The sequence below is a fragment of the Microcoleus sp. K4-B3 genome (assembly GCF_036704615.1).
GTDB lineage: Bacteria > Cyanobacteriota > Cyanobacteriia > Cyanobacteriales > Microcoleaceae > Microcoleus.
In genome coordinates, this window is the sequence record NZ_JAUBSF010000008.1 from 91145 (window position 1) to 118043 (window position 26899).

Here is a 26899-nt window from a genome sequence, read left to right on the forward strand (position 1 = left end):
GGGAATTAGTTAGAAATACCTAAAGTTGTGGTTTGCAGTTGAGATCGATCGCCCGATCGATCTCAACTACAATTTAGTATGTAGCAATTTAAAATTTAAAATCTAAAATTTAAAATCCCGTGACTCTCAGACTGCCAACTCAAAAATCGACAGCATAGCACATAATATGGACAGGACTTGTGCAGCAAGCTTGTTTCTCCAACCAAATCCGTCCTTACAGCAATTTAACCTCGCTGAAAACCTGGTTTCTGCCTTAGCTGCGCGTAAGTCTACTATGGATATTTAGCCCCATTTTTACTCTGGTTGTGCCTCACCCCCCTTCAAAAGCCGTCCACTGCATCAATCCAGATTGCCCAAGGCCCTACCCTCAGACTTGGGGCAACAATTTTTGTCATAGTTGCGGGGCTCCGCTGCGGCTAAAAAATCGCTACGTGCCTCTACAAGGCCTCGGTTCCGGGGGTTTTGCAGCGATTTTCACAGTTTGGGACACAGAAACTCAAACCGAGCGCGTCCTGAAAGTGTTGCTCGAAACTTCCCCGAAAGCGCTGAAACTGTTCGAGCAAGAAGCTTGGGTTTTGGCACTTTTGCGGCACCCGGGCGTCCCTAGAGTCGAGCCTGACGGTTATTTTCACGTCCAAACGCAAAATTTTGCAGGCGGGGATGGAAATCCTGCTGCGAAGCGGCTGCCTTGTTTGGTAATGGAAAAGATTCACGGCAAAACTTTAGAAGAGGTTCTCAACGAGCACCCTGAAGGATGTCCGCAGGAATGGGTGTTTAGTTGGCTGAGTCAAGCTGTGGAAATTTTAGAGGAATTGCACAGGTGTCAAATTATTCACCGCGACATTAAACCCTCAAATTTGATGCTGCGAGACCCGGAATCGCCCCAAGTTTTGCTTAACAAGGGTTTGGGCGGACTGCAATTGGTGGCGATCGACTTTGGGGGAGTTAAACAAATGGGCGGTGTCGAACGGGTGGGGAAAGATTCTCCGAGTTCGACGCGGTTGATTTCGCCCGGGTACAGTCCCCCGGAACAAATTGTGGGAGGCGGTGTCGTGCCGGCGACGGATTTTTATGCCCTCGGGCGGACTTGCATTCACTTGCTGACGGGGAAGTATCCGGCGGAAATTGAAGATCCGATGACGGGAGAATTGCGGTGGCGGCACATTGTATCTGTGAGTCCGGCTTTGGCGAATTTGTTGGACGATATGGTGCGATCGAACGTGCAGCAGCGTCCGGCGACTGCTGGTGATGTTCGGGCGCGTTTGCAGGAGATTTATGCTAGGAGTAACGGCAAAATCGCGCTCGCCCCAATGGGTCAAGCTATTGTAGAATTCTGCCGGCAAGTAGTGGTGGCAGGGGCGCAAAAAACGGCAAATTTGACGGTTTTGCTGTTCGGCGCGATCGCCCAAATCGTGGTAGCTTCTCTGGATACCGGCTGGGAAATGGTGCTCGGTGGCGTTGGTGGAAGTGCGGGGGCGATCGGCGGTTTGGTTTTGGGCTATGCTTCGCCTCTAGGCCCGGAAATTGCCAGTTTTCTGAATGAAGGTTTGCACCAATTAATGCCTAACATGACTTTCGCTGTCGGGCCCGAAGTGCTGCTGTTTGGGTTTGCGGGGTTGGGAACTGCGATCGGTTTGACGGATGCGGGGAGTTTTCGCCAGCAAAAACAGTATTGGCTGTCTGGATTGATGGGAGCTCAGGGTTATTTGTTAGCGGGTTTGTGCTGGATGGAAGCAACAGCTTCTAGCGGTGTGCAGGGGGTTATTTTGGGAGCTTTTGCGATCGCCTCTCTGACTGTGGGAATGGGTTTGCGCAGCCATCAATTAGTTCACGCTTTGGTAGTGGCTGTTTTCTCTACGGGAATGTTTTTGTTTCTGAATGCTTGGAACATTTTTCCGGCTAGTTTCTTGGGAATTTTGTCACTGTCTAACGCTACATTAGGCTGGCTGCAAATTTGGGGTTCAATTGTGTTCTTTGGTTTGTTGGGAAGTGCGATCGGACTTTGTTTGGGAGTTAGTCATTATTTAGTTGTTCCCGTGCTTAGGTGGTTGGGATGGCGGTAGAAATTAACACCAAATCAGTATGCTAATCAAGTCGCTGTCAATTAAATCCCTCTCAAGATTTTCAATGGTTTGTACTCTCGCGATCGCCCTTGTGCTCGGTGGGTCCAATTTAGCCAAAGCCGAATCGCGCGATCGAACCGTCGATAGATTAACGGATTTCTTGTTCTACAAGGTTAATCCTGAACTCAACAATCGCAAACTGCAAGCGGGCGATCGCGACTATATAAATGAATGGCAGAGATTACGCGCAGAAATCGATCTGCGAGTTAAGTCAGTACAAGAAGTCTGCTATGGGTCCAAACCAGGAGATACAGGATGGGAATTCACCACCATTAACGGGCAGACATACGAGCAAACCTACGATCGCCTTGCAGATATAATTTTTTATAGCCGTCATCCTCAAACGACAGGGCAGCAAATTAGTATAGGTGATCGAGCCAGCAGCAATGAATGGTTAGCAATTCGACGCGAAATGTATATTTCCAATTGTGGAATATGAAACTCGATCGTCTTACTCCGCAGCATTAATCGAAGATAACTCCTAGAGGTCATCTTTACACAACTCTGTAAAAAGAAAGGTTTTAAACCGATGAGTATGAAAAATTGGATATGCGATCGCACTCTTGTTACAACCAGAATTATTGCAGCCTTGCTTGGACTAATCGCCATTGGATCTACAAGTTTTGCAGGTGCTGCCCCACAGCAACAAATTCCTAGCATAAATAGTGCAAACCTCGATACAGGAAGTAAAAAAAAAATCCTCAATAATCCAGAAAAAAATTCAACAATCGTTGCTTTAAGTGAAAAGGTTCAAGTCAGCCTTGAAAATTCTGTAAATGCCCCTGAAAAAATACCTCTTAAACAAGGTATGCCATACAAAGAGGCGCGTCAAATCCTGATTCAACAAGGGTGGCAGCCAAGCTTACAGGGTCAACCTAACCTCAGAGATCGTTCGGTTAAAGAGCTATTTGATTTAGGATATAAAGAGATTAAGGATTGTTCTGGTACAGGAGAGGGGCCTTGTCGTTTTGAGTTTATCAATAAACAAGGAGAACTGCTAGTTATAGTCGCTACGACAAGAGGTTCTGAAAATACAAAACGTTTTGTGAGGAATTGGTGGATTGAGAAAAAGACAGAGAGTAATCAACAAAACTCGTCATCAAACATAATTCAAGAAGGTCGTTATTGGTTGGGAGGTACCGATCGGGGTTTAGAGGTCAAGGGAAAACAATATCGATATTATGACGAGTCTAATATCGATCGACCGTGGCAACCTCTATCTGAGTTACAATATATCAAAAAAGGCGTTGTGTTTGATGGGAAAAATTATTGGTGCTTATCTACGCTCGCACCTAAAACAGGAGGAATTTCTTGTTCTAAAAATGGATGGTAACATAAGATTTATCACCAGCTATATCGGGAAAATTGACAATTTTTATTGGGTTTGCTCGTGCCAATTAAATCACTTTCAATTAAGTCAATATCGAAGTTTTTAGGGGTGTGTGCGTTAGCTATAGCCCTTGTAGTCGGTGGTTCCAATCTAGACAGTGCTACAGCGCGCGATTATGAATCACGCACTCAAGCTGTGGATAGGTTTACTGATTGGTTTTTTTATAGAGTGAATCCTCAATTAGGAGGTCGCAAATTGCGATCTGACGATTCTTCTGCCTACATCCGCGAATGGAATGCTATTCGTAGTACAGTCGATCGAGAAATGATTACTACACAAGGAGATTGCGTCGGTGATGCTTTCTGGGACTTCGATTATCGTTCTCATGGGCGATCGCTCGCTCGGATTGCAGATACAATTTGGGATATCCGCGATCCATCGGGTGACAAAACTCGTGCAGATGTTTCTAAACAAGAATGGCAGAAGCTTTGTAATTCAATAATTAGAGAGCACTTTTGCTATTAATTTACAACATTTCTCACCCCAAATTATACAATAAAGAACAACAGCGCTCTCAGTTACAAATATTGTTAAAACATAGAATATGTACCCTGAATTGTACGACCGCTCAGTTAAGTTTAACCCTAGTTGGTGAAATCGAAGAAAATACAGCAATAGGAATCAGAAAATTTCGTCTGTTCAAAAATGTTGGTCTTGCCGTATCTGGACGAGAATACAGGTATGATTGTGTAGAACTTCCCGCAGGAGAAAAACCTTTACTAGGCTTAATTATTCAGGAAGATTTGGGTTGAGAAGGGGACTTGAAAAATCAGCGGTTGATTGTTTTGCCTGCTGAGGGAATGCAAAGTTATATTCGCGTAGAAAATTTATATAATTTTCTCTTCTTACTCTTAGTCCCCCTCTCCTGGAACGAAACTTTGACTCTTAAGCGATTTCAATAGCCGAATGATAAATAATATAACCTGCGATCGCCCGGATTTGATATCATAAGTAATAGGGGGAGATAATATTATATTTTTGCACTAAAATGTCAGTCACTACTCATCAATTAATTCAGTGGAAACAACAAGGGCGGTCAATTGTTGCCCTGACAGCTTATGATTATGCGATCGCCCAACTCATCGATCGAGCAGGCGTAGATATCATCCTAGTCGGCGATTCCCTCGCCATGACAGTCTTAGGCTACGACACAACCCTACCCATAACCCTCGATGAAATGCTGCACCACGCTAAAGCAGTGCGTCGTGGAGTTAAACAAGCATTAATTGTTGTAGATTTGCCGTTTTTGACTTACCAAGAAAGTCCCCACCAAGCCATGCACTCGGCCGGGAGAGTTTTGAAAGAAACAGGCGCTCAAGCTGTAAAATTAGAAGGTGGATATCCAGCAATGGCCGCCACAGTTTCGCAGCTAACATCCGCCGGAATTCCGGTGATGGGACACGTCGGTTTAACTCCGCAGTCGGTACACCAACTCGGCTACAAAAAACAAGGAAAAACGACCCAAGCAGCCGATCGCATCATAGCAGAGTCGATCGCGCTTCAAGAAGCCGGTGCTTTTGCGATCGTGCTAGAACACATTCCCGCAGACTTAGCCGCTCAAATTACCCAAAAACTAACTATTCCCACCATTGGTATCGGGGCCGGGCCGCACTGCGACGGTCAAGTTTTAGTTACTTCCGATTTGTTGGGACTTTCTGAAAAACAACCGCCTTTTGCGAAAGCTTACGCCAATTTGCGAGAAACGATTACCCAAGCTGTCAAAGATTATTCTCTCGAAGTTAGAGAACAAAAATTTATAGAATAAATTCGTAGTGAGGGCTTCAGCCCTCATAAAACTCGCTCAAACTAAGCTGTGGCGGCATTTATATTTAACTTTTGGGGCGCGTTTTACTGCCCCCACACGATAGTTTCAAGAAATAGGACCGTCAAAATTAAGTCCTGTAAATCTTAATATTAAATGTGGCTTAAATACCCCTTTCTTTCTTAGCCTCTTGGAGAGGAAAGAAAATTTGTTTAGGATCGTTTCAACCGCACACTTAATACCAAAACGGGCTTAAACACGCCTTATTTCTTAATCTTTTAGAGAGGAACGAAACTTTGTTGAGGAGCGGTTTCAACCGCAGACTTCATACCAAATCTGGCTTAAATACCCCCTTTATTTGTTAGTCTCCAAGAGAGGGGCGAAAGTTTGTGTACGAGCAATTTCAACCGCTGAGTCAGAGCGCGGATTTCTAACCCGGATTCGGTATAAGTTCCTCACTACAAACCTAATTTACACCTTCGGCTGACCCTCTTCCTCATTCTCCTTCTCCTTCTGGACAGATTCATCATCACCTAGACCTACCCCTTCCTTGAAACTCCGCAGCGTTTTGCCCAAAGCATTTCCTAACTCAGGAATCTTCTTGGGGCCGAAAATTAGAATAGCGACTACCGCAATAATGCCCATTTCAGGCAATCCCAGACCAAACATACAAAATCTCCTGTAAAACTTGCTCGATCGTAAGTCAATCTACTGATATTGTTAAAGTATCTACCTTTTTTCCTGCATCCTGCAACAGTAGAATCAAGTTTTATTAAGCTATCCCCCGATAAATAGGAATGTTAGAAATATCCCAGCCTTCCCTCCGCGAACAACAGCACTACCTCATCCGCAATTTAGCAGACCGGATGGAAGCAGTATGGCACCGCTATCTAGACCTGGAACCCTACCACCTGCCCGCTGAGTTGGGATACGTAGAAGGGCGCTTGGAAGGAGAAAAACTGATCATTGAAAACCGCTGCTATCAAACGCCCCAGTTCCGCAAAATACACCTCGAACTCGCTAAAGTCGGGCCGGTACTTGACATACTGCACTGCGTGATGTTTCCCAGACCGAATTATGCTTTGCCGATGTTCGGTACGGATATAGTAGCAGGCAAAGGCCAAGTTAGCGCCGCGATCGCAGACCTTTCTCCCCTCAATCGAGATCGAACTTTGTCGGAAACCTACCGAACTCAACTGGAAATTTTGCCGGTCAATCAATTTTCTTCTCCCCGCCAAATTCCAGAATGGGGGGATATTTTCTCAGAATTTTGTCTGTTTGTGCGGCCAGAGTCGATGGAAGAAGAAAACAGATTTCTGGACATAGTTGAATCCTACGTGGAAATTCACTGCCAACAGGCAGTCGCCTCTGAACCAGTCTCTGCGGCCGAAGAATCGAAAATTCTCGACGCTCATATTTACTACTGCAGCCAGCAGCAGCAAAACGACAAAACCCGCCGCGTACTCGAAAAAGCTTTCGGTCAAGATTGGGCCGAACATTACATGACTGAGGTGCTGTTTGATTTTCCTAAATAGCTGAAATTTGTTTACAATACTTAATAGTAGGTGGACAAAACTTAATTAGGAAATCACCTACTTTATAAGTAATGGTAAAGGAATCACGGGTCAAGGATAAATCATTTTTAAAACCCCCAGGGCGAGGAGTCATCGGTTTAGCGATCGCGGCAACTCTCATTACCACAGGGGTGGGTTTTTGGCAAGTATCTCAAATTAGAAAAGCCGAAGAGTTAAAGGCGGCGGCTGCAACGGCTGCTGCAACTCCCGCAGCCACCCGCACCAGCGTCACAGCTTTGGGTAGGTTGACTCCGCAGGGGGAAGTTATTAAATTGTCGGCTCCTTCGGCGTCTGAGGGAGCAAGAATTGAACAGTTGCAAGTGGAAGAGGGCGATCGAGTTATTCAAGGACAAATCATAGCAGTTCTCGATACGCGCGATCGGCTCCAAGCAATCCTCCAACAAGCCGACAAAGAAGTCAAAGTAAAACAAGCAGAATTAGCGAAAATTCAAGCAGGCGCCAAAACAGGTCAAATCGGCGCTCAAAAAGCAGAAGTTGCCAAGTTTGAAGCACAAGTGCAAAGGGAAACCGAAGGCGAAGCAGCCAATGTCGCCCGCTTAGAAGCTCAACTGCGAAGAGAAACCGAAGCCGAACAAGCTAACGTCGCCAAGTTTGAGGCCGGGCTGCAAAGAGAAACCGAAGCCGAACAAGCTAATCTTGCCAAATTTGAGGCACAACTAGAAAGAGAAACAGAGGTGCAGCAATCCAAATTGGCTAGGTTAGAAGCTCAATTGCGCGGCGAAATTGCCTCTCAAAACGCTACAGTCGATCGGCTAAAAGCCGAATTGACGAACGCCGAAGCCGAGGAACAACGCAATAAAGAACTCTCAGAAACAGGCGCAATTTCTGCTTCCGCCTACGACACCAAACGCTTAGTAGTAGATACGGCTCGCCACAAAGTCAAAGAAGCTCAAGCTATTTTAAATAAAACCGTACAAACTTTACAAGAGCAAATAGTCGAAACTAAAGCGACAGTCAAACAAACAGTAGAAACAGGCAAGCAGGAAATCAATCAATCCCGAGCCAATCTCCGACGCAAGTTAGAAACAGGCAGGCAGGAAATTAACCAAGCCAGAGCAACCTTAAATCAAAAGATAGAAACCGGTAGAGAACAAATCAATCAAGCCGAAGCAATACTCAAACAAAAAGCAGAAACCGGCCAAGAACAAATCAATCAAGCCAAAGCAAATCTAGACCAAATTGCCGAAGTACGTCCCGAAGACGTGCAAGCCGCCCAAGCCGCCGTAGAAAGTGCGATCGCCACCAAACAAAAAGCTCAAGTAGACTTAAACTTAAGCTACGTCAAAGCCCCCGTATCCGGCTACATCCTCAAAGTTCACAGCCGACAAGGAGAACGTGTCAACACTCAAGACGGCATCGTAGAACTAGGCGGCACCGATCAAATGTACGCCATAGCAGAAATTTACGAAACCGACATCGCCAAAGTGCGAAACGGCCAGCGCGCTACCGTCAGCAGCCCCGTATTTGCAGGCACTTTGGAAGGAACAGTCGCTCGCATCGGCAAACAAATCAGCAAAAAAGATGTCCTTAATACAGACCCCGCCGCCGACACCGACGCGAGAGTTATCGAAGTTAGAATTCGCCTCGATCCGGAATCGAGCAAGAAAGTTGCAACCCTAACAAACTTGCAGGTTGAAGTCAAAATAAATATCTAAATTTTACGTTTAGAAGACTTACGAATCGGGACTCTAGCAACCGAGTGTTTTACCGATATTAAGGGTTTGAATTAAATATAAGGGGAAAAAACTGGTTTATCAACACTCGTGCTTAAGTCCTAAAATTATTCAATCCGAAATCCCCAATCTAAGATCTAAAATCTAAAATCTAAAATTGACTCTTATGGCCAAAATACCACTAGCTTGGGCACAATTAACGCGCGAAAAAATGCGCTTAGTAATCGCGCTAGCCGGCATTGGATTTGCCGACTTGCTGATGTTTATGCAGTTTGGATTTAGAGACGCCCTATTTGAAAGCTCCATTAGCTTTCACTCGAAGTTAAAAGGGGATATTTTTATCACCAGCACTCAGTCAACGGCTTTAATAGCCATGAAAAGCTTTCCCCAGCGCCGCTTGTATCAAGCTTTGAGTTTTGACGGCGTTACAGCAATCAGCCCGGTATATTTAGGCTTTGGATTGTGGAAAAATCCCGATCCAAAGCAGCGCAATACCCGCCAATTGATGGTTATCGGTTTTGACCCGACTCATCCCATCTTTGATATGCCTGAAATCCAAAATAATTTGGACAAAATCAAAATGGCGGATGTGGTTTTATTTGACCAAGCTTCTCGTCCGGAGTTTGGGCCAGTAGCAGAATATTTCCAGCAGGGAAAAATTGTCGAAGCAGAAGTTGACAACCGCCGCGTTACTGTAGATGGTTTATTTACTTTAGGGGCATCTTTCGGTGCCGACGGAAATCTTGTCACCAGCGATTTGAACTTTCTGCGGATTTTTTCGACGCGGAGAACAAGAGGTCTAATTGATATAGGTGTTATTAACTTGGAGCCGGGAACGGATGTTAAGGCAGTTGTTGATAAAATGAGGGCTACTTTGCCGAAAGATGTGAGAATTTCTTCTAAAGAAGAGTTTGTAGCTTTTGAAAAAAAATATTGGCAGGAAAGTACCTCAATCGGATTTGTTTTTACTCTCGGCGCGGCAATGGGATTTATCGTTGGGATAGTGATTGTTTATCAAATTCTTTATACTGATGTTACCGATCATTTACCCGAATACGCTACGCTAAAGGCGATGGGATATAAGGACATTTACTTTTTGGGCGTGGTGTTTCAAGAGGCTTTGATTTTGGCAATTATTGGTTATTTGCCGGGGTTTGGGGTTTCTGTTCTGCTGTACAATTTAGCGAGAAGTGCTACGAGTTTGCCGATGTACATGACTTTGATGAAAGCTGGAACTGTTTTTGCAATGACAGTTGTCATGTGTTCTGTGTCGGGGGCGATCGCAGTTAGGAAGTTGCAGGCGGCTGACCCGGCGGATATTTTTTAAGGAAGGAAGAAGGAAGTTAGGCAATGGATTATGTAGCGGATTTAACGGATGGATGTTAAAGGAAGAAGTCTCAGAAACCCGGTTTATTCCTATATTTATACTTAATAAATGCAAAATTTGTAGAAACCCGGTTTGTAGGTCATGAGCGCGTAAGCCCATCAACTGTCCGAAGTGTTGGTATATAGAACATAACAAATCAATAGTCCGGACAGTTTTTATAGGGCCCAATGGCTTATGTTCTAAGACTTCGCAGCCCCTGTGGATAATTAAATCAATGTCAGCTCCACCCCTGACTTACATTTAATTCGACTTTTTTATGCTCCTTGCCCCGCGTAAGCTTGTAGTATCGTTCCAAAAACTGTCCGGAGTATTGACAAATAACAAATAACAAATAACAAATAACAATGAACACTTTACCAGTTGTATCGATTAAAAATCTCAATCATTCCTTTGGGGAAGGACAACTTCGCAAACAGACATTATTTGACATCAACCTCGAAATTTATCCGGGCGAAATCGTGCTGATGACTGGGCCTTCTGGGTCTGGTAAAACAACATTGTTAACCTTGATAGGAGCTTTGCGAGCGATCCAAGAAGGTAGTCTTAAAATTCTCGACCAAGAATTGCGGGGAACCGGGAAAAATAAATTAGTTAAAGTCCGCCGCGACATCGGCTATATTTTCCAAGCTCACAATTTGCTCAAATGCTTGACAGCTAGGCAAAACGTGCAGATGTCTTTAGAACTGCACAGCCATCTTTCTCGCCAAGAAACTAATGATAAAATAGAGGGAATGCTGCAAGCTGTAGGCTTGGGAGAAAGAATAGATTATTACCCGGACAGTCTTTCTGGCGGACAGAAACAAAGAGTTGCGATCGCCCGGGCTTTAGTGAGCCAGCCGAAATTAGTATTAGCGGACGAACCCACAGCAGCACTAGATAGTAAATCAGGTCGAGATGTGGTAGAAATTATGCGAGGTTTGGCCAAAGAACAGCACTGCACTATTTTGCTTGTCACCCACGACAACCGCATTTTAGACATAGCCGATCGCATTATTCACATGGAAGACGGCTACCTCGCACAAGATACATCAACAGCGGCTGCCACAGGCGTTCTTTCGGAAAAATAAAATTAATGAACCTAAACTTATTTCCGAGAACCGGGACGCTTTCCTCCTACCTTAGCAGGACTTTTTGTTGCACCTTTGGCTGGACTTTTAGAACTACTTTTGCCGTTTTTTTGGCCTTTCGCTCCTGTCAACTGGCTCTCAAGGTCATTTGCAGGTCGGCCGGCAGGCGTTCTCGTAGTCCTAAAGGTAACATTCACCCCTTCATTCGACTGTTCCAGCACCAACATCGGCGTCGGCTTTGCTTTTTGATCCCACTCAATATGAACGATGCGACCTTGAATTGTCGGCTGCCAACTGTCGTGGTCGTCAGAAGGACTCAGATAAGTTTCCAAACAGTCAATAATTTGATTAATTGTCGCCGATGTTGCCTGAGTCGGCAGTTTCATCAGCTTAATTTGAATCCGAAACAGCACTCGTTTTTCTATTTTTACTGCGGGATCGCCAGTTTCGTATTCGATATCAAACATCGAATCCACTTGCCTGCCGCTGCCCGCCGACCCGTTTTTCTCTCCCACCGCGCTCTGCGTCGGACGTAGGGCAATACTAATTTTTTCTTTGACTTTTTGCTTGATCTGGTTCACAATGCCAAAGTGAAAAACTTCTTCAGCCATCCGCATTCTTAGGTAGTCTAAATTAAAGTCTCGAGAGTGGATAAGGTCGGGATTCTTTTCCATTTTTGAGATGGTTTCCAGAGCCATTTTGTATTTTTTCTGGAGTTCTCGATTTCTAAACTCCTCAAATGTGAGCTTTTTTCTCAAATCGTCGAGTTTTAGCTTGGTAAACACCGCTAAACCGATAAGCAATAACAACAGTAATCCCGAGGCTCCCATGAAGAGTTGGTCTGAGGACGGATGTCCCGGTTTAGCCTGTTTAGGTTTGGGAGAGGCTACTGCCAACCTTGGTTCTACAAGGATTATTTGGGTTGACATGGGCTTTTAAAGGGTAAAATTTGACGCTATATTTATACAGGACTCCAGAGTAGAGCTGGTAGTGCAACTCGATCAACCAACATTGACATCATTCCACCATCATCTTGGTACAACTGGATTTCTGCAACAGGAGCACGCACCCTCTAATTAATACTTTATCTTTAACTGCAAGCAGGTTTCCGAAATATCGAAAAATCCCGCGCTGGCACAGGCCAAAAGAAATGGTGAATTGTCTGTAATATATTATACCAATAGAGCTAAAAAAAAATGTTTGTTCGGCGGTCTCCGTTTCTAGCAAAATAAAAAGAAATACACATAAATTAATAGTAACTCTGGGAGCGAGCAGCGGAAAACATCAAGGAGAACAGTCGATCGCCCGGACGATCGAGGCGCGGACGTTGGGAGGGTGCTAATTCCTACTGTGCGCTCGCTCCCGCCTTGCAAGCCCACCGGGTGGCTTGCTGTGAAAGTCGAGCTATGGTGCGATCGAACAACGTCTCCTTAGCTAAGATTACAGCTAATACCACCCATATTCGATCGTGACCTACGAACCCCTGCATCACAAATATCGCCCTCAGACATTTGCCGAATTAGTCGGTCAAGAGGCGATCGCCCAAACCCTCACCAGCGCCATCCTGCAAGAGCGCATAGCACCAGCATATCTATTCACCGGCCCCAGAGGCACCGGTAAAACCTCCAGTGCCAGAATTTTCGCCAAATCTCTCAACTGTATTTCTACGGTTGCCCCCACCCCGACACCCTGCGGCAAATGCAACGTTTGCCAAGAAATTGCCCGAGGTTCGACGCTAGATGTCATCGAAATTGACGCCGCCAGCAACACGGGAGTAGATAACATTCGGGATTTAATCGAACGAGCTCAATTTGCCCCCGTACAGTGCCGCTATAAAGTATATGTAATAGACGAAGTTCATATGCTCAGTACCCAGGCATTTAATGCCTTATTAAAAACATTAGAAGAACCGCCCGATCGCGTTGTATTCGTCCTCGCAACAACCGATCCACAAAGAGTCTTACCAACTATTATTTCTCGTTGCCAAAAGTTCGACTTCCGCCGCATCCCCCTCGACTCAATGACCGCACACTTGCACAAAATTGCCAAATTAGAAAATATCAATATTGCCAGCGACGCAGTACAAATGGTCGCTCAAATCGCCCAAGGAGGTCTGCGAGATGCCGAAAGTTTGCTAGACCAACTGAGCTTATTTCCCGGTCAAGTAACAGTCGAAAAAGTTTGGGATCTAGTCGGTGCAGTCCCTGAAAATGATTTAATGGATTTGCTGCAAGCTATTGATACAGATAACGCTACAGCATTAATAGACATGACCCGCCACCTCATGGATCGCGGTCGGGAACCGCTAATAGTGCTGCAAAGTCTCGCCAGCTTTTACCGAGATTTGCTAATAGCCAAATCTGCACCAGAACGGTCAAATTTAGTAGCTTTAACCGATGCAACTTGGGAAAAACTTTGCAATTTTGCCCTGAATTGGGAGACCGAGTTAATTTTGGCCGGTCAGAAACATTTGCAAACCCATGAAGTGCAAATAAAAAATACCACTCAGCCGCGTTTGTGGCTGGAAGTAACGCTATTGGGATTGTTGCCCTCAGCAATTAGAACTCACCAGCAATCGGCAGCCGAACCAGCTAAAAATATTGCTCCATCACAAATTCACCCCCCCCAGCCCCCCCTTGCTAAGGGGGGGAGCCAGACATCTAATATTGAACAATCTTCAGTTCCCAATTCGCAAAATCCTCCACCTCAGCCGCCGCCTGTGGCTAATAAAACAGAAAGCACACCTCCTGCAGCAATTCCCGCACCTGTACCAACTGCTGAAACGAATCAAACAAATTATTCACCGACTAATTCAGCCGATGAAATCGATTTAAATCGAGTGTGGGAACAGGTACTTGACCGCGTGCGGCCGCACGGAACTCAATCGCTGCTTCGCCAACACGGACAGCTAGTAATTTTTAGCAATAATACTGCTTATGTTAAGATTAGTTCGCAGCCGTTGCTCAATATGGTTAAAGACAAAGTAGCTAATATTGAAGAAGCTTTTTTGCAAGTTTTTAACCGTCGAGTAACTGTAAAAGTGGGATTGACAAATCCCGCTGAAACTAATAGTTCCCGCGCCAATAATTTGCCAACTTCTAACGGACGTGTTGGCGAAAATCCCAGGAATTCTAATCCTGCGGATGATGCGGGCCAACAGGTGCAAAACTCGGCGGGTTCTGAGATTACAGATGATTTTTTGGGGAATGGTGGAGAAGAACAAAAATACCCGCCAGCGGCTGAAAATACCGCCGTTAATGTGCCGGCAATTTCCGAATCACGATCGCCCACAAACGCCTCTACAGACTCTCAAAATGACTCTAACGCTCAGGCTGTAGCGGTGCGTGATGACGCGCGAGATGTCGCAAATTCGGCTAGGAAGTTGGCTGATATGTTTGACGGGGAAGTAGTCGATTTGTCGGAGGACTTGGAGATTTGGGAGTCGGAAACTTTTAGATTGGAATCTGAACCGGATTTTTCCGAGTTATCTTCTGAGTTAAATGAGGATGATTTTATAGATTGGTAAATCTATGCTTGCGGCAGCGAAATGTGCAAAATTTCGCCGATCGCACAAAATCCAGCGCGGGTGTAAACTCGGAATTCCTCCTCGTGTCCCGCCATCAAAAACGCCACCGCAACACCCGCGTCGAAAGCTTCTCGCAGCAGCCGGACCGTCAAGGCCCCTGCTATGCCCCGCCGGCGAAAAGGGACGCGCACACCGATACCGGCGATTTCTGTCGTCTGATTTGCCGGCACAGTAAACATTCCAGCCCCCGCAGGTTCGCCCGTTGCTGCTACGCGGGCGAGTACCGCGATGCTGCCTGCTGCCAGACTTTTCCGAAGACTGTCAACGTCTCCAGGGCTTGGTGCAGCCTCTGTGAAAGCCTCGTGTTGCGCCGCCGCTGTACCGAGGATCTCGGCCTCGGAAACTGGCAAAATTAGTTCGATGCCCGGGGGGACGGGAAGCAATTGCTCGGAACCCGGAGTGCAAGTCATCAGCGGCAAGCATCCCTCAACGGTGAAACCGGCTGAGATCAGCGTTTCTTCGACAGCCGGCGCTAGTTTCGCGACATACTCCAAACGCGGCTGTCGCCCGCGCTGAGAGTACGCAGCGATTAGGGCGTTGACATCGGCGAGCGAGGGTGCGGCGCCGTCGTCGGGAATTGCATAGTTCAGATAAGGGTTGGCGCTGTGGCCGCTGAAGGTAGCGAGGAACGGCCCGATCCGCTCGGTGTCGCGCTGCTGGCTCGCCGCAAAGCGCAGGTATGATTGAATGCGAGATTCCATAGCTATGCTGAAAACCTTGCTTTTAAGCTGACTCTGGCTTGGGAAGCGAAGACGGAAGTACCAACAACTCGGCGGTCGATCGCTTCTCGACCATTTCCTTAGTAATCGTACACCTGGCAACATCCTTGCGCGACGGCAACTCGTACATCACATCCAACATCAATTCTTCGACAATTCCCCGCAGCGCCCGCGCTCCAGTTTTGCGGCGGTATGCCTCCTGGGCGATCGCCCGAATCGCATCCGGCTTAAAGTCCAACTGCACGTTATCCATCTTCAGCAGCTTTTGATACTGCTTAACCAAAGCATTGCGCGGCTCAGTCAAAATCGCCATTAGCGTTTCCTCATCCAACGGCTCTAACACCGCCGCCACCGGCACCCGCCCAATAAACTCCGGAATCATCCCAAACTTCACCAAATCATCGGGTTCCAGTTGCTTGAGTACATCAGCAGCCCGCTTTTCCTTCGGCTGAGCTTCTCCGGGCTGAATGAAACCCATTGACTTTTTACCCGTTCTCTGCTCTATCACTTTCTCCAGACCGACAAAAGCGCCGCCGCAAATAAACATGATATTGCTGGTATCAATTTGGATGCAGTCTTGATAGGGATGCTTGCGGCCGCCTTGGGGAGGTACATTGGCGATCGTCCCCTCCAGCATTTTCAGCAGCGCCTGCTGCACGCCTTCACCCGACACATCCCGCGTAATCGAAGGATTTTCGCTCTTGCGGGCAATTTTGTCAATTTCATCAATATAAATAATTCCGCGCTGCGCCTCTTCCACGTCCATATCTGCCACTTGCAGCAGCCGCAGCAAAATATTTTCCACATCTTCCCCGACATAGCCAGCTTCCGTCAGCGTCGTCGCGTCAGCCACCGCAAACGGCACGTCTAGCATATCCGCCAAAGTCTGAGCCAGCAGCGTTTTTCCGCAGCCCGTCGGCCCGATTAACAAAATATTCGATTTTTGCAGTTCTACTTCTTCCGGCGGGTGCTTGCCGCTATTTTTTGCATGGATAAAGCTGAGGCGCTTGTAGTGGTTGTAAACTGCCACCGAGAGCACCTTTTTCGCCTCATCTTGCCCGATCGCATTTTCGTCGAGGTAATTTTTAATTTCCCTCGGCTTCGGAATTTGGCTCATCGACATACTTTTGCCCGAGGTAGCGCGGCGCTTTTGCGTCGTTTCCTGCTTCGGAGCCGCCGCCGCTGCCGGCACTGCACTCGAGTCAAACAACTCCTCATCTAAAATTTCATTGCACAAGTCCACGCATTCGTCGCAGATATACACCCCTGGCCCTGCGATCAACTTGCGTACTTGCTCTTGAGACTTGCCACAAAACGAACATTTTAGATGGGAGTCGTACTTAGACATAACAGCCTCTTAATTCAGTGCAGTGACATTCTCTCCCGCTGCCGGAAGGTTTTCCTTTTCGATAACTCGATCGACCAAACCGTAATTTTTGGCTTCCTCGGCTGACATAAAAAAGTCGCGCTCTGTATCAGCCTCTAATTTGTCGAGCGGTTGACCCGTGTGGTGCGCTAGCAGTTGATTCAGCTTACGCTTATGATAAAGGATTTCCTTGGCTTGAATCTCAATATCAACTGCTTGACCTTGAGCGCCTCCAAGCGGCTGGTGGATCATAATCCGGGAACTCGGAAGAGACATCCGCTTCCCGTGGGCTCCTGCTGTCAGCAGAAATGCGCCCATACTCGCTGCCAAACCGTAACAAATCGTCACCACATCCGGGCGGATTTGCTGCATTGTGTCATAAATTGCCATTCCGGCCGTCACCGAGCCGCCGGGGGAATTAATGTACATTTGGACATCTTTTTCTGGGTCTTCGGCATCTAGATACAATAGCTGAGCCACTATCGAGTCAGCAACTTCGTCGGTTACGGGAGTCCCTAAAAACACAATTCGCTCCCGCAGCAAGCGCGAGTAAATATCAAACGCCCGCTCGCCCATCCCCGACTGTTCTAGTACCATCGGCACTACATTGCTGGGGCGGTCGCTGACATCAAAATCGTTATAGCTTGTAATTAGGTAATTGGAAGATTGAGATACAACCATAAGACACCAGTCAAGGATTCTAGACAATTTGCTGCTGCTGATTTTGCTTTAAATTAAGCCGCCAGCTTTTAACTATTATGCCTCTTCTGAACGGATATCGGGGGAATGCGGAGTTTTGAGTTTTGAGATTGCTTTCTGTGTTCGGCGCAACGCTGGCGTTAGTAGCAAGCCTCGCGGGGTGAATGAGTTAAAAGACTTACTTGTAAATCATCGCTGCTTATAGTGGACACCCCGAGCTTGTAGTAAGGATCGGGTGCGCCGTGCGCACCCTGAGCTTGTAGTTAAGGATCGGGTGCGCGGTTAAAACCACGGTTGATTTCATGCCCCCAATTAGGACATTGGAACACATTAAGTTCTATTCTTCGCCTACGACTTCCACTTCGACGCTCGTGGCTGCTTCTGCTGAATCTTCAGCGTCTGATTCTTCTGGTTCTTCTGCTGCAGGAGCTAGAGAGCCTTCAGGTACGAGTTCGATTGTTCCTTTTTCTTCTAACCATTTCAGGGTTTTTTGTTTGAGCAAGTCTTCCCTTACAAATTCCTGCAACCTTTGGGGGTCAAAATCTCCTTTGGGAAACTGCTTTCTGACTTTTGCTACTTCTGCTGCTACTTCTGCGTCTTCCACAGATAAGGATTCCAGCTTAGCTACTTCTGCCAGAGCTAGAGTCTGCTTGAGCCGATCGACTGCTTCCGGGCGCGAGCGTTCCCGCATCGGGCCCATATTTTCTTCGGTAAACAGTTGGTTGATATCTATGCCGTAATTTTTCAATTGGACGGCTTGTTGATTCAGCAAATAATCGATTTCGCGATCGAGCATTGTTTCGGGAATTTCCACTTCTATTAGCTGCACGAGTGCTGCTGATATAGCTTTTTCCTTATTTGCTGATGTCTTGTTTTCTTGCTCTGCTTTAAACCTAGTTTCGAGGGATGCGCGGAGTTCTGCTAAAGTTTCAAACTCGCTGACTTCTTGGGCGAAGTCGTCGTCCAACTCCGGCAATTCTTTTTCCTTAAGTTCTTTGAGGGTAATCGTAAAGACTGCTGGTTTTCCCGCTAATTCTTCACTGCTGTACTCCGGCGGGAACTGCACGGAAACTTCTCTGGTTTCTCCCGGATTCATCCCGATCATGCCTTGGATAAAGCCCGGTACAAACTGATTTTCCGACAATTCTACTTGAAAATCTTCTGCTTGACCGCCGGGAATTTCTGCGGGAGTTTCGCCTTCGGGTGCTTCCGCAAATCTCCCGGAAAAATCAACCAAAGCCATATCTCCCAACTGAGCCGGCCGGCTTTCTACGGGGATTAAAGTAGCTTTGTCCGATCGATATTTAGCCAGTACCTCATCTACCTGAGCCTCATCATACTTAGCTTCTTCTGCTTGAAGCTGCAAACCTGTGTACTGACCCAATTTCACTTCGGGTTGTACGTCAACCTTAGCCGAAAAAATCAGAGGCTGTTCTGGATCGAACTTAGCTAGTAATTCTTCAAACTCGGTGCGCAATTCAAAACTGCCAATTGCCGGAATTTTTTCTTGTTCGAGGGCTTTTTGCAGCGAATCATTAATCAAATTTTCCAAAGCCGTCGCCTTCAAGCGAGTCTGGCCCAGGCGCTGTAGCAAAACTTGGCGGGGAACTTTGCCTTTGCGGAACCCAGGAATATTGACCTCGCGAGCGAATTGTTTAATTACTTGCTCGTAAGCTTGTTTTGACTTTTCTGATGGAATTTCGATTTCCAGACCTATTTGGCTGGCTGGAAGTTTTTCCTGGGTTACTTTCATCGGCTTTTTTGATATTTAACAATAGTAATAAAATACATACAAATCTGACTTTGCCTGCATTTTAATTTTGTACGCTTTGACTCGTAACGGCACAACTACAAACACCTTTACCGGATGAGACTGTCAGTCATTGCCGGCTACTTTTTTGGCTCTTGCCAAATAGTTTTGGTTTGATGATACTAGCTTTTGCTGCTAGGAATGTGGAGGTTAAGTCCACTAATTGCCGATGCACCATAGCACATATCGCCTTGTGATGTCAATCTTGCCGACCTCCGCAGCCAGTTAAAGTCAATGGATGCGCCTGCTAAAATGCAGATATATCGCAAAACCTAACCGGATGCGGATTGGGCGTGGGCGATCCTCTTCGAGGGCAACGCTTACGGCAAAAGATGCTAAACTGGCATTGGGTACGATCGCACGGATCAATCGGGAAGTCCGATCGCCCGTTTCGGTTAACTGCACCATTGCCATCCTCTCATGCTCCTGATGTCGCATAACATTAATTAAGTTTGATATTGAGAATTGCAGTTATTTAAATTTTTGATTTCGATCGTTTAGACTCTAATTTGTGGAGGAAAGTAATTTGTCTCAATCCTATCGAGTTGCTATTTTAGGAGCCACCGGCGCAGTCGGGGCCGAGTTGCTAGAACTCTTGCACAGCCGGAGTTTTCCGATTTCTAACTTGAAGCTGCTGGCTTCGGAACGTTCAGCAGGCACTACGTTGCCTTTTGGCGGCGAGATGCTGTCGGTCGAAGCAGTTTCGGGGCGATCGTTTGATAATGTAGATCTGGTGCTCGCTTCTGCAGGCGGCTCTACTTCTAAATTATGGGCTCCGCAAGCGGTGGCAGCCGGAGCAGTGGTCATTGACAATTCTAGCGCTTTCCGCATGGATGCGACCGTACCGCTAGTGGTTCCAGAAGTCAATCCCCAAGCGGCGGCAGCTCACCGAGGTATAATTGCTAATCCCAACTGCACGACGATTTTGATGGCAGTTGCCGTTTGGCCGCTTCACAAAGTTAGGCCGATACAGCGCATCGTTGTAGCGACTTACCAGTCTGCCAGCGGGGCCGGGGCAAGGGCGATGGAGGAAATGAAAGCTCAAGCAAGAGCAATTTTGCAGGGGGAAACTCCCAAAACAGATATATTTCCCTACCCCTTAGCATTTAATTTGTTTCCGCACAACACCCCGATTAATGATTTGGGGTATTGTGAAGAAGAGATGAAAATGGTAAACGAAACTCGGAAGATATTTGGTACGGACGAGATTAAAATTACGGCCACTTGTGTGCGGGTTCCCGTACTGCGGGCTCATTCGGAAGCGATTAATCTAGAGTTTGCAGAGCCTTTTAGCGCGCTCGAGGCCAAGGAAATCTTAAAGCAGGCAAGCGGGGTTAAGGTGGTAGAAGACTGGCAAGCTAATTATTTCCCGATGCCTGCAGAGGCCAGCGGTAAGGATGAGGTGTTAGTCGGCAGGATTCGCCAAGATATTTCTCACCCCTGCGGGTTGGAGATGTGGCTGTCTGGCGATCAAATCCGCAAAGGGGCGGCTTTAAATGCGGTGCAGATAGCTGAGTTGCTGGCCCAAAAAGATTTGTTGCGAACCCCAGTGGCTGCGGCTTCTAATTAGGGGGAAGCCTCGCAACTTGAAAATTGAAATGGGGGATTTTAGATAAACCTTTCATCTGAAATCAAAAATTTAAAATCAAAAATCAACAGTCTAAAATCGGAGAAAGTGTGGTAAAGTTTGGACGGGTTCTGACTGCAATGATTACGCCGTTTAAGGAAGACGGCAGCGTTAACTATGCGGTAGCAGAACAATTGGCAGTTCATTTAGCCGATCGCGGTACGGATAGCTTGGTAGTGTGCGGCACAACGGGCGAGTCTCCCACTATGACCTGGGATGAAGAGTACGAATTATTTCAGGTGGTACAAAAGGCGGTGGCCGGTAAGGCGTTGGTAATCGCAGGAGCCGGATCGAATTCGACAAAAGAAGCAGTAGCAGCTACCCAAAAAGCAGCTAAACTCGGGTTAGACGGCTGTTTGCAGGTGGTTCCTTATTACAACAAGCCGCCGCAAGAAGGTTTGTACAATCATTTTCGGGCGATCGCGCAATCTGCTCCAGAATTGCCTATAATGTTATATAACATCCCCGGTCGCACTGGTCAGAATATGTTGCCGGAGACGGTTGCTCGATTGGCAGAAATCCCCAACATTGTGGCCGTAAAAGAAGCAAGTGGCAACTTGGATCAAGCAAGTCAAATTCGGTGCTTGACATCCCCTGAATTTGCCATCTATTCTGGAGATGATTCCCTAACTTTGCCGATGTTGGCGGTAGGAGGATCTGGTGTAGTTAGCGTAGCCAGCCATCTGGTAGGAGAACAACTGCAACAGATGATCGAAGCTTTCGAGACCGGTCAAGTTCAAGTCGCTACCCAGATTCACTTGCAACTTTTTGACCTGTTTAAAGCTCTTTTTCTCACCACAAATCCCATTCTCGTCAAGACAGCTCTTAAACTTCAAGGCTGGGATGTAGGTTCCACCCGTCTGCCCCTGTGCGATCCGCCCGTTGAAATGACTCAAAAGTTAAAGGACGTACTGAGCCAGCTAGCCACAGTATCAGCTATCTAGACAGGCGAGAACGAGTTTTCAGACAACTGAATATTGGTTGTGATCGGTCATTAGTTGTTAGTCATCCGTCCTTAGTAATTAATTGTTAGTAATTGGCTAACAGTCAAAAATTAAAGACAGAGGATTAAAGACTGAAGGCAAAAGACAACTGACTGTAGGGGAAAGTAAAACCCCCAGGGGAGTTTTCCATAAATATTTGGAAAATAATCGCCCTACCAACAAACAAAAGACGAAAGACGAAAGACAACAGACAACAGACAACAGACAAATAACAAAAATAACTAACAAAGGATACGCATGATCACAAAAAATACAACTGCATCTGCTCTAAAAATTATTCCCCTAGGTGGACTGCACGAAATCGGTAAAAACACTTGTGTGTTCGAGTACGGCGACGAAATAATTCTTTTAGATGCAGGTTTAGCCTTCCCGACAGATGGAATGCACGGGGTAAATATTGTCCTCCCAGACATGACTTACCTGCGGGAAAACAGCCATAAAATTCAAGGCATGATCGTGACACACGGTCACGAAGACCACATCGGCGGCATCCCTTATCACCTCAAACAATTTGAAATTCCGGTCATTTACGGCCCGCGTTTGGCGATGGCTTTGCTAGCCGGAAAATTGGAAGAAGCGGGAGTGTCTCACCGCACAGAATTGAGGACTGTTCGACCGCGGGATACGGTAAGAATTGGCAAGCATTTCTTAGTCGAATACATCCGCAACACTCACTCGATGGCTGACAGTTTTACGGTGGCGATTCACACTCCCGTGGGAATTTTGATTCACACCGGAGACTTTAAAATTGACCACACTCCTGTAGATGGCGAGCATTTTGATTTGCAAAAGCTGGCCGAGTACGGCGAGAAAGGCGTGCTGTGCTTGATCAGCGATTCTACTAACTCGGAAGTTCCGGGTTTTACCGCTTCGGAACGTTCTGTTGCGCCGAATTTAGACAGAATTATCGCTCAAGCACCGGGACGGGTGATGCTGACGACTTTTGCTTCTTCGGTACACCGATTGCAAATTGTTTTGGACTTGGCTAAGAAAAACAATCGGTATGTCGGAGTGGTTGGCCGGTCGATGCTTAACGTCATCGCTCACTGCCGCAATCTCGGCTACATCAAATGCGAAGATAGTCTTTTCAAACCTCTGAAAGAAATTCGCAATTTGGCTGAAGACAAAGTTTTGATTTTGACTACGGGTTCCCAAGGCGAACCGATGGCGGCGATGACTCGCATTGCTAACGGCGAACATCACGAACTGAAAATCAGAAAGGGCGATACAGTCATTTTTTCGGCTAATCCGATTCCGGGAAATACGATCGCAGTGGTAAACACGATCGATAAACTGATGATGCTGGGAGCACACGTGGTTTACGGCCGCGATAAAGGCATTCACGTTTCGGGTCACGGCTGTCAGGAAGACCAAAAGTTAATGATTAACATGACTCGTCCCAAGTTCTTCTTGCCAGTGCACGGGGAACACCGGATGCTGATCCAGCACTCCAAGACGGCTCAAAGCATGGGCATTCCCGCTAGCAATATGGTGATTATTGATAACGGCGATGTCGTAGAATTAACTGAAAATTCGATGCGAGTTAGCGGTAAAGTGCCTTCAGGAATTGAATTAGTAGATTCTTCTCGATCGGGCGTTGTGAAAGCGAACGTCCTCAAGGAACGCCAGCAGTTGGCCGGAGATGGCGTTGTAACTGTAGCGGCGGCTTTGAATTGGGAAGGCAAATTAGTTGCTAAGCCGGAAGTACACTTGAAAGGTGTAGTGACATCAGCCGATCGCGCGGAGGTGATCGGATTAATCACTCAAACCATTGAAACAGTTTTGAGCGATCGGTGGTCAGAATTTGTGAAACCTGCAGCTACTGCTGACTCACAAGTTAATGTTGACTGGGTAGGAGCTCAAACCCAAATAGAACGGGCAATTCAGCGAGTGATGCGCCGGGAACTACAAAGCAATCCCTTGCTGGTATTCCTGATGCAAATTCCTGAAGAAGCGTCCTTTGTGCGATCGGAAAATGCAGCAGTAGCTCCAGGTTCCTTGGAAGCACCTAAGCTATTATCATCGCCATCATCGCCATCATCGCCATCATCGCCATCATCACCATCGCCATCTTTGCCATCTCCTGCCAATCAGGTGACGGGTCGGCGCCGTCCCCGGACTGCTGCAAGGGCAGCTTCCTAGTGGGATAATTCCCTAACGCACTGCGCAAAGAAATAAGTTTTAGATTTGTAGTTGCGCTTGGGCGCCCAAGCGCAACTACAAGCCTCGATTTGGTTTCATAAGTAAGTAGGGTTTGCTGAATAAGCGATCGCTTTCCAAAGAGCAAGAGCGATCGATATATTCAAGCTGGATTTAAAATAAGCTTTTCTTACATTAATCTTTTCCCAAGATAAGTGGAGAATATCTTGAATCCAAAAACAGGTGTTGTTTTGTCCTAGCGACATAAAAAGACACAAAAAACCAGGCGCAACCAGGTAGAAAGGTTCATTACTAAAAAAGTGATAGCAATAGCTATTTGTGAAGTATTATCAAGTTTTGCCACGATCCGATTTAGGCCAAATCTTCGTTTCCGCAAGCCCCGAATTTGCCCTCAATCCCATTTCTAATTCTCTCATCTTCCCAGGCTTGCTTCTTTTTTTCTTTACTGACAGTTGCGGGAGGCCTTCCTAAAGGCGGTCCACGCTCGCCTAATTGCTTTTTCTTTACACCATGCTCGGTTTTCTCGCTTTACGATAAATACGATCGTCTTCGAGGGCTTCGCTAACGGCATGAACTGACTCACCGATAGTATCCTGTGTAACTTTTAAAGGCTTCTATTTGGGCTTTTAAGTCTCCTGATTCGTTAAAGTTGTCCCAGCTCATCCGGTCTAAAAATACATATCCTTCAAAACAACTTGCTGATAGTTTGGCTCGCCTCTCTACGCTTTTTCCGGCTTTTCCTCTGACTGTGGCACGGATATGGGGTTGACTTAGACTTACTATTCTATCCGATATACTCTGTTTATTGTTATCAAATAACTACTGCTGTTGGCGATAGACTTCTGTGAGGACTAGCCTGGTTTTATATTGCTTTTTATTCAAACTTTCGCTTAGTAGCACCCAACTCGATTAGCTGTTCAATATGAGCCAAGTTTCTTTTGATATATTGGAGTTGTTTTTTAATTGCCTGTCTTTTTTTGTTTCGAGATGGTCTTCTTTGTTTTGCTATTAATAAGTAATCAATTCTTGCGAGATCGCGGTAGGTTCTTGATTTTTTCGGGATTTTACCTTTGACAGGTTTATAGAGGATATCTATGATTTTTTCGGTGTGAACTCGGGCTCCCTTTAATAGTCCTAAGTCGGTCGGATAACTAATGTCGGCTGGGGCCGAGGGAGCATCTCTGATTAATTTTCCTTAATTTTTTAACTCATTTGAGGCGGCCGAATCCTTTTTTTTTTGCGGGCTTGGGGTAGTTTCCCGGATTTTATTTACCATTCTTTCATTGACTTTATTCACTAACTCGGCACTGATTCGTTGCCGAAAGTGGACGGCGGGGTGATGGGTCAAATGGCAGTTCATTACTGTAGGTTGATTGACCGACAAAGTATTGCAGATAGGGGTTTTCGCGGATTTGTTCTACTGTTTCTCGCGCTCGCTAATTCTCAGTTTTTCTTTGATAATTAATGCCCCCAATGCCATCCTAAATGATTTGGCTCTTAAGCCCATTTCGGTGGGAAAATTTGCCGAATATGCTGATTCAAATTCCGACGCCCGGAATTAGTTGCGCCATTTTGACCCAACGGTTATCTTCTGCCAACTGGCATCCCTTCGGGAGTTCAAAGTCGAAGGGTGAGCTGGGAACAAACTCAGCTTTTCGGTACATGACTGCGAATGGTGATGCACGGCTTTTGAGTCATTATACCTGTTTTTCTTGCACCCTTACTACCTTTTCTGCTGGGAAATTCCATACAGTGTTTACTTGAACCACTGATTCAGCAAGCCCTAAGTAGTCAAAAAGCAAACTATAGCGGTTCTCAAGCGTGGTGAGGTATGCCCTATGCCCTATGCCCTATGCCCTATGCCCTATGCACGTCGGGTACCTCATGTTACTGAGAAAGGCTATATATCTAAATTTACTAAAAAAAATGGCTAAACTTAACCAAGGTAATTCCCAAACTTTTGCCCTGCAAGGATTTTCGGTATTTTTTTGAGATAATTTAGCACACAAAGTACGGAAGACCCGGTTTCATCATAGTAGTAGTCTAAAAATACCAGATAATATTCTACTGATTTTTCAACCACCTTATAGTCCAGAATTGAATCCAATTGAGAGAATATGGGGACACATAAAACAAGAACTGAGTTGGACAATATATGAAAGTTTAGATGGGCTTAAAGAAAAAGTCAGCATCTGCTTTCTACCTTTATTGCTAAGTTAGAGTTAGACCCACATTTGATTTTAAATCACCCGAACTTTCCTTCACTCCTGTCTTATTGGTACTTTGGCTGCTTAAAAACTGTCCGAATTCTTGTACTGAGAGAGGTAATAATTACTTGATTGCCGTCAAAAAGAATCAGCCTACCTTATATAGCTCCCTAGAAGCAAGAGCAAAAACTACCATTCCGCTTAGCCAAAACATAACCGAAGATACCAGTCACGGCCGACATATTACTCGGAAGGTCTCGGTTTTTGAAGTCCCAGATAGCATCAAATCTCTGCGGGCAAATAGTCAGAAATTCATACTGGTTGAAAGAAGTGGAACTAGAGGGACAAAATCTTACCAAGAGAGGGCATATTATCTAAGTAGCTGTCAAAAATATGCCTAAATATTTGGTGATAAAATCCGAGGGCATTGGCGGATTGAAAATCAATTACATTGGGTAAAAGATGTGATATTTCAAGAAGATAAATCCCCATTACATCAATTTGTACCTGTGACTAACTTTTCAATTCTCTCAACCATTGCCCTGAATCTTTTCCGAATTTTGGGGTTTTTATCAGTAACTGAAGGTGGAAGATGGCGATCGTGACAGGTTTTAGGGGCTGATGATTTTGCTAGAATCAAACAGCCCTGCTGAAAGAGAGGGACCGGGCAACTTCTGCCCCGTCCCTCGACGATCGAATGGCAGACAGCGTCTGCACGGATCTG

21 protein-coding genes and 2 pseudogenes are annotated in these 26899 nt (G+C 46.1%); 15 read left to right on the forward strand and 8 right to left on the reverse strand.

Features of this window, described 5'->3' with window-relative positions:
* The first annotated feature begins 305 nt into the window (after positions 1-305).
* From QUA78_RS06510 to panB, 5 genes are all read left to right on the forward strand, one after another.
* The gene (locus QUA78_RS06510) at positions 306-2063 is read left to right on the forward strand and encodes a serine/threonine-protein kinase (protein WP_333301723.1); all 1758 of its coding nucleotides are present in this window, start codon (positions 306-308) and stop codon (positions 2061-2063) included.
* Between the two features lie 64 nt (positions 2064-2127).
* Positions 2128-2562, forward strand: a complete 435-nt coding sequence (locus QUA78_RS06515; RefSeq protein ID WP_333301724.1) for a hypothetical protein — start codon at positions 2128-2130, stop codon at positions 2560-2562.
* A gap of 96 nt (positions 2563-2658) precedes the next feature.
* Positions 2659-3456, forward strand: coding sequence for a hypothetical protein (locus QUA78_RS06520; protein ID WP_333398672.1), 798 nt, complete (start codon positions 2659-2661; stop codon positions 3454-3456).
* Positions 3457-3513: 57 nt separating this feature from the next.
* Positions 3514-3978, forward strand: a complete 465-nt coding sequence (locus QUA78_RS06525) for a hypothetical protein (RefSeq protein ID WP_333398673.1) — start codon at positions 3514-3516, stop codon at positions 3976-3978.
* 523 nt (positions 3979-4501) lie between these two features.
* Positions 4502-5278 (forward strand): 3-methyl-2-oxobutanoate hydroxymethyltransferase, encoded by a 777-nt coding sequence (panB, locus tag QUA78_RS06530; protein ID WP_333301728.1) that lies wholly within the window; start codon positions 4502-4504, stop codon positions 5276-5278.
* A 468-nt stretch (positions 5279-5746) separates the two neighbouring features.
* Here panB and tatA read toward each other — a convergent pair whose 3' ends face one another.
* Positions 5747-5944 carry a twin-arginine translocase TatA/TatE family subunit gene (tatA, locus tag QUA78_RS06535; protein WP_333301729.1) on the reverse strand — a complete coding sequence of 66 codons (198 nt, stop codon included), beginning with the start codon at positions 5942-5944 and terminating at the stop codon, positions 5747-5749.
* 128 nt (positions 5945-6072) lie between these two features.
* On the opposite strand from tatA, the gene QUA78_RS06540 reads away from it, so the two are divergent.
* The 4 genes from QUA78_RS06540 (at position 6073) to QUA78_RS06555 (ending at position 10997) form a co-directional block, all read left to right on the forward strand.
* Positions 6073-6810 (forward strand): phycocyanobilin:ferredoxin oxidoreductase, encoded by a 738-nt coding sequence (locus QUA78_RS06540; protein ID WP_333301730.1) that lies wholly within the window; start codon positions 6073-6075, stop codon positions 6808-6810.
* A gap of 71 nt (positions 6811-6881) precedes the next feature.
* Positions 6882-8525, forward strand: a complete 1644-nt coding sequence (locus QUA78_RS06545) for an HlyD family efflux transporter periplasmic adaptor subunit (protein WP_333301731.1) — start codon at positions 6882-6884, stop codon at positions 8523-8525.
* 184 nt (positions 8526-8709) lie between these two features.
* Positions 8710-9870, forward strand: a complete 1161-nt coding sequence (devC, locus tag QUA78_RS06550) for an ABC transporter permease DevC (protein WP_333301732.1) — start codon at positions 8710-8712, stop codon at positions 9868-9870.
* Between the two features lie 404 nt (positions 9871-10274).
* Entirely contained in the window at positions 10275-10997 is a 723-nt protein-coding gene (locus tag QUA78_RS06555) for a DevA family ABC transporter ATP-binding protein (RefSeq protein WP_333301733.1), read from the forward strand.
* A gap of 17 nt (positions 10998-11014) precedes the next feature.
* Here the strand turns inward: QUA78_RS06555 and QUA78_RS06560 are convergent, their stop codons facing one another.
* Positions 11015-11926, reverse strand: a complete 912-nt coding sequence (locus tag QUA78_RS06560; RefSeq protein ID WP_333301734.1) for a hypothetical protein — start codon at positions 11924-11926, stop codon at positions 11015-11017.
* A 539-nt stretch (positions 11927-12465) separates the two neighbouring features.
* Here QUA78_RS06560 and QUA78_RS06565 point away from each other — a divergent pair.
* Positions 12466-14523, forward strand: coding sequence for a DNA polymerase III subunit gamma/tau (locus QUA78_RS06565; protein WP_333301735.1), 2058 nt, complete (start codon positions 12466-12468; stop codon positions 14521-14523).
* 2 nt (positions 14524-14525) lie between these two features.
* Here the strand turns inward: QUA78_RS06565 and QUA78_RS06570 are convergent, their stop codons facing one another.
* The 5 genes from QUA78_RS06570 to QUA78_RS06590 form a co-directional block, all read right to left on the reverse strand.
* Positions 14526-15284, reverse strand: coding sequence for a GNAT family N-acetyltransferase (locus tag QUA78_RS06570; RefSeq protein ID WP_333301736.1), 759 nt, complete (start codon positions 15282-15284; stop codon positions 14526-14528).
* Between the two features lie 22 nt (positions 15285-15306).
* Positions 15307-16650, reverse strand: coding sequence for an ATP-dependent protease ATP-binding subunit ClpX (gene clpX, locus QUA78_RS06575; RefSeq protein WP_333301737.1), 1344 nt, complete (start codon positions 16648-16650; stop codon positions 15307-15309).
* A gap of 9 nt (positions 16651-16659) precedes the next feature.
* On the reverse strand, positions 16660-17349 hold the full coding sequence (gene clpP, locus QUA78_RS06580) for an ATP-dependent Clp endopeptidase proteolytic subunit ClpP (protein ID WP_333301738.1): 690 nt from the start codon (positions 17347-17349) through the stop codon (positions 16660-16662).
* Between the two features lie 355 nt (positions 17350-17704).
* Positions 17705-19120, reverse strand: coding sequence for a trigger factor (tig, locus tag QUA78_RS06585; protein WP_333301739.1), 1416 nt, complete (start codon positions 19118-19120; stop codon positions 17705-17707).
* A 288-nt stretch (positions 19121-19408) separates the two neighbouring features.
* Positions 19409-19585, reverse strand: coding sequence for a hypothetical protein (locus QUA78_RS06590; protein WP_333398675.1), 177 nt, complete (start codon positions 19583-19585; stop codon positions 19409-19411).
* A gap of 118 nt (positions 19586-19703) precedes the next feature.
* Between QUA78_RS06590 and QUA78_RS06595 the strand changes: the two genes are divergently transcribed.
* From QUA78_RS06595 to QUA78_RS06605, 3 genes are all read left to right on the forward strand, one after another.
* Positions 19704-20747, forward strand: a complete 1044-nt coding sequence (locus tag QUA78_RS06595; protein ID WP_333301741.1) for an aspartate-semialdehyde dehydrogenase — start codon at positions 19704-19706, stop codon at positions 20745-20747.
* Positions 20748-20854: 107 nt separating this feature from the next.
* Positions 20855-21748, forward strand: coding sequence for a 4-hydroxy-tetrahydrodipicolinate synthase (gene dapA / locus QUA78_RS06600; protein ID WP_333301742.1), 894 nt, complete (start codon positions 20855-20857; stop codon positions 21746-21748).
* A 297-nt stretch (positions 21749-22045) separates the two neighbouring features.
* The gene (locus QUA78_RS06605; RefSeq protein WP_333301743.1) at positions 22046-23950 is read left to right on the forward strand and encodes a ribonuclease J; all 1905 of its coding nucleotides are present in this window, start codon (positions 22046-22048) and stop codon (positions 23948-23950) included.
* Positions 23951-24203: 253 nt separating this feature from the next.
* Here the strand turns inward: QUA78_RS06605 and QUA78_RS06610 are convergent.
* Positions 24204-25632 (reverse strand): annotated as a pseudogene (locus tag QUA78_RS06610) (IS5 family transposase).
* A gap of 367 nt (positions 25633-25999) precedes the next feature.
* Between QUA78_RS06610 and QUA78_RS32770 the strand changes: the two are divergent.
* Together QUA78_RS32770 and QUA78_RS32775 are read left to right on the forward strand one after the other, a co-directional pair.
* Positions 26000-26188, forward strand: a pseudogene (locus QUA78_RS32770) (transposase); the annotation flags it as partial.
* A 403-nt stretch (positions 26189-26591) separates the two neighbouring features.
* Complete coding sequence (locus QUA78_RS32775; protein WP_445302347.1) at positions 26592-26780, forward strand: transposase; 189 nt, start codon at positions 26592-26594, stop codon at positions 26778-26780.
* The last annotated feature ends 119 nt before the right edge of the window (positions 26781-26899 follow it).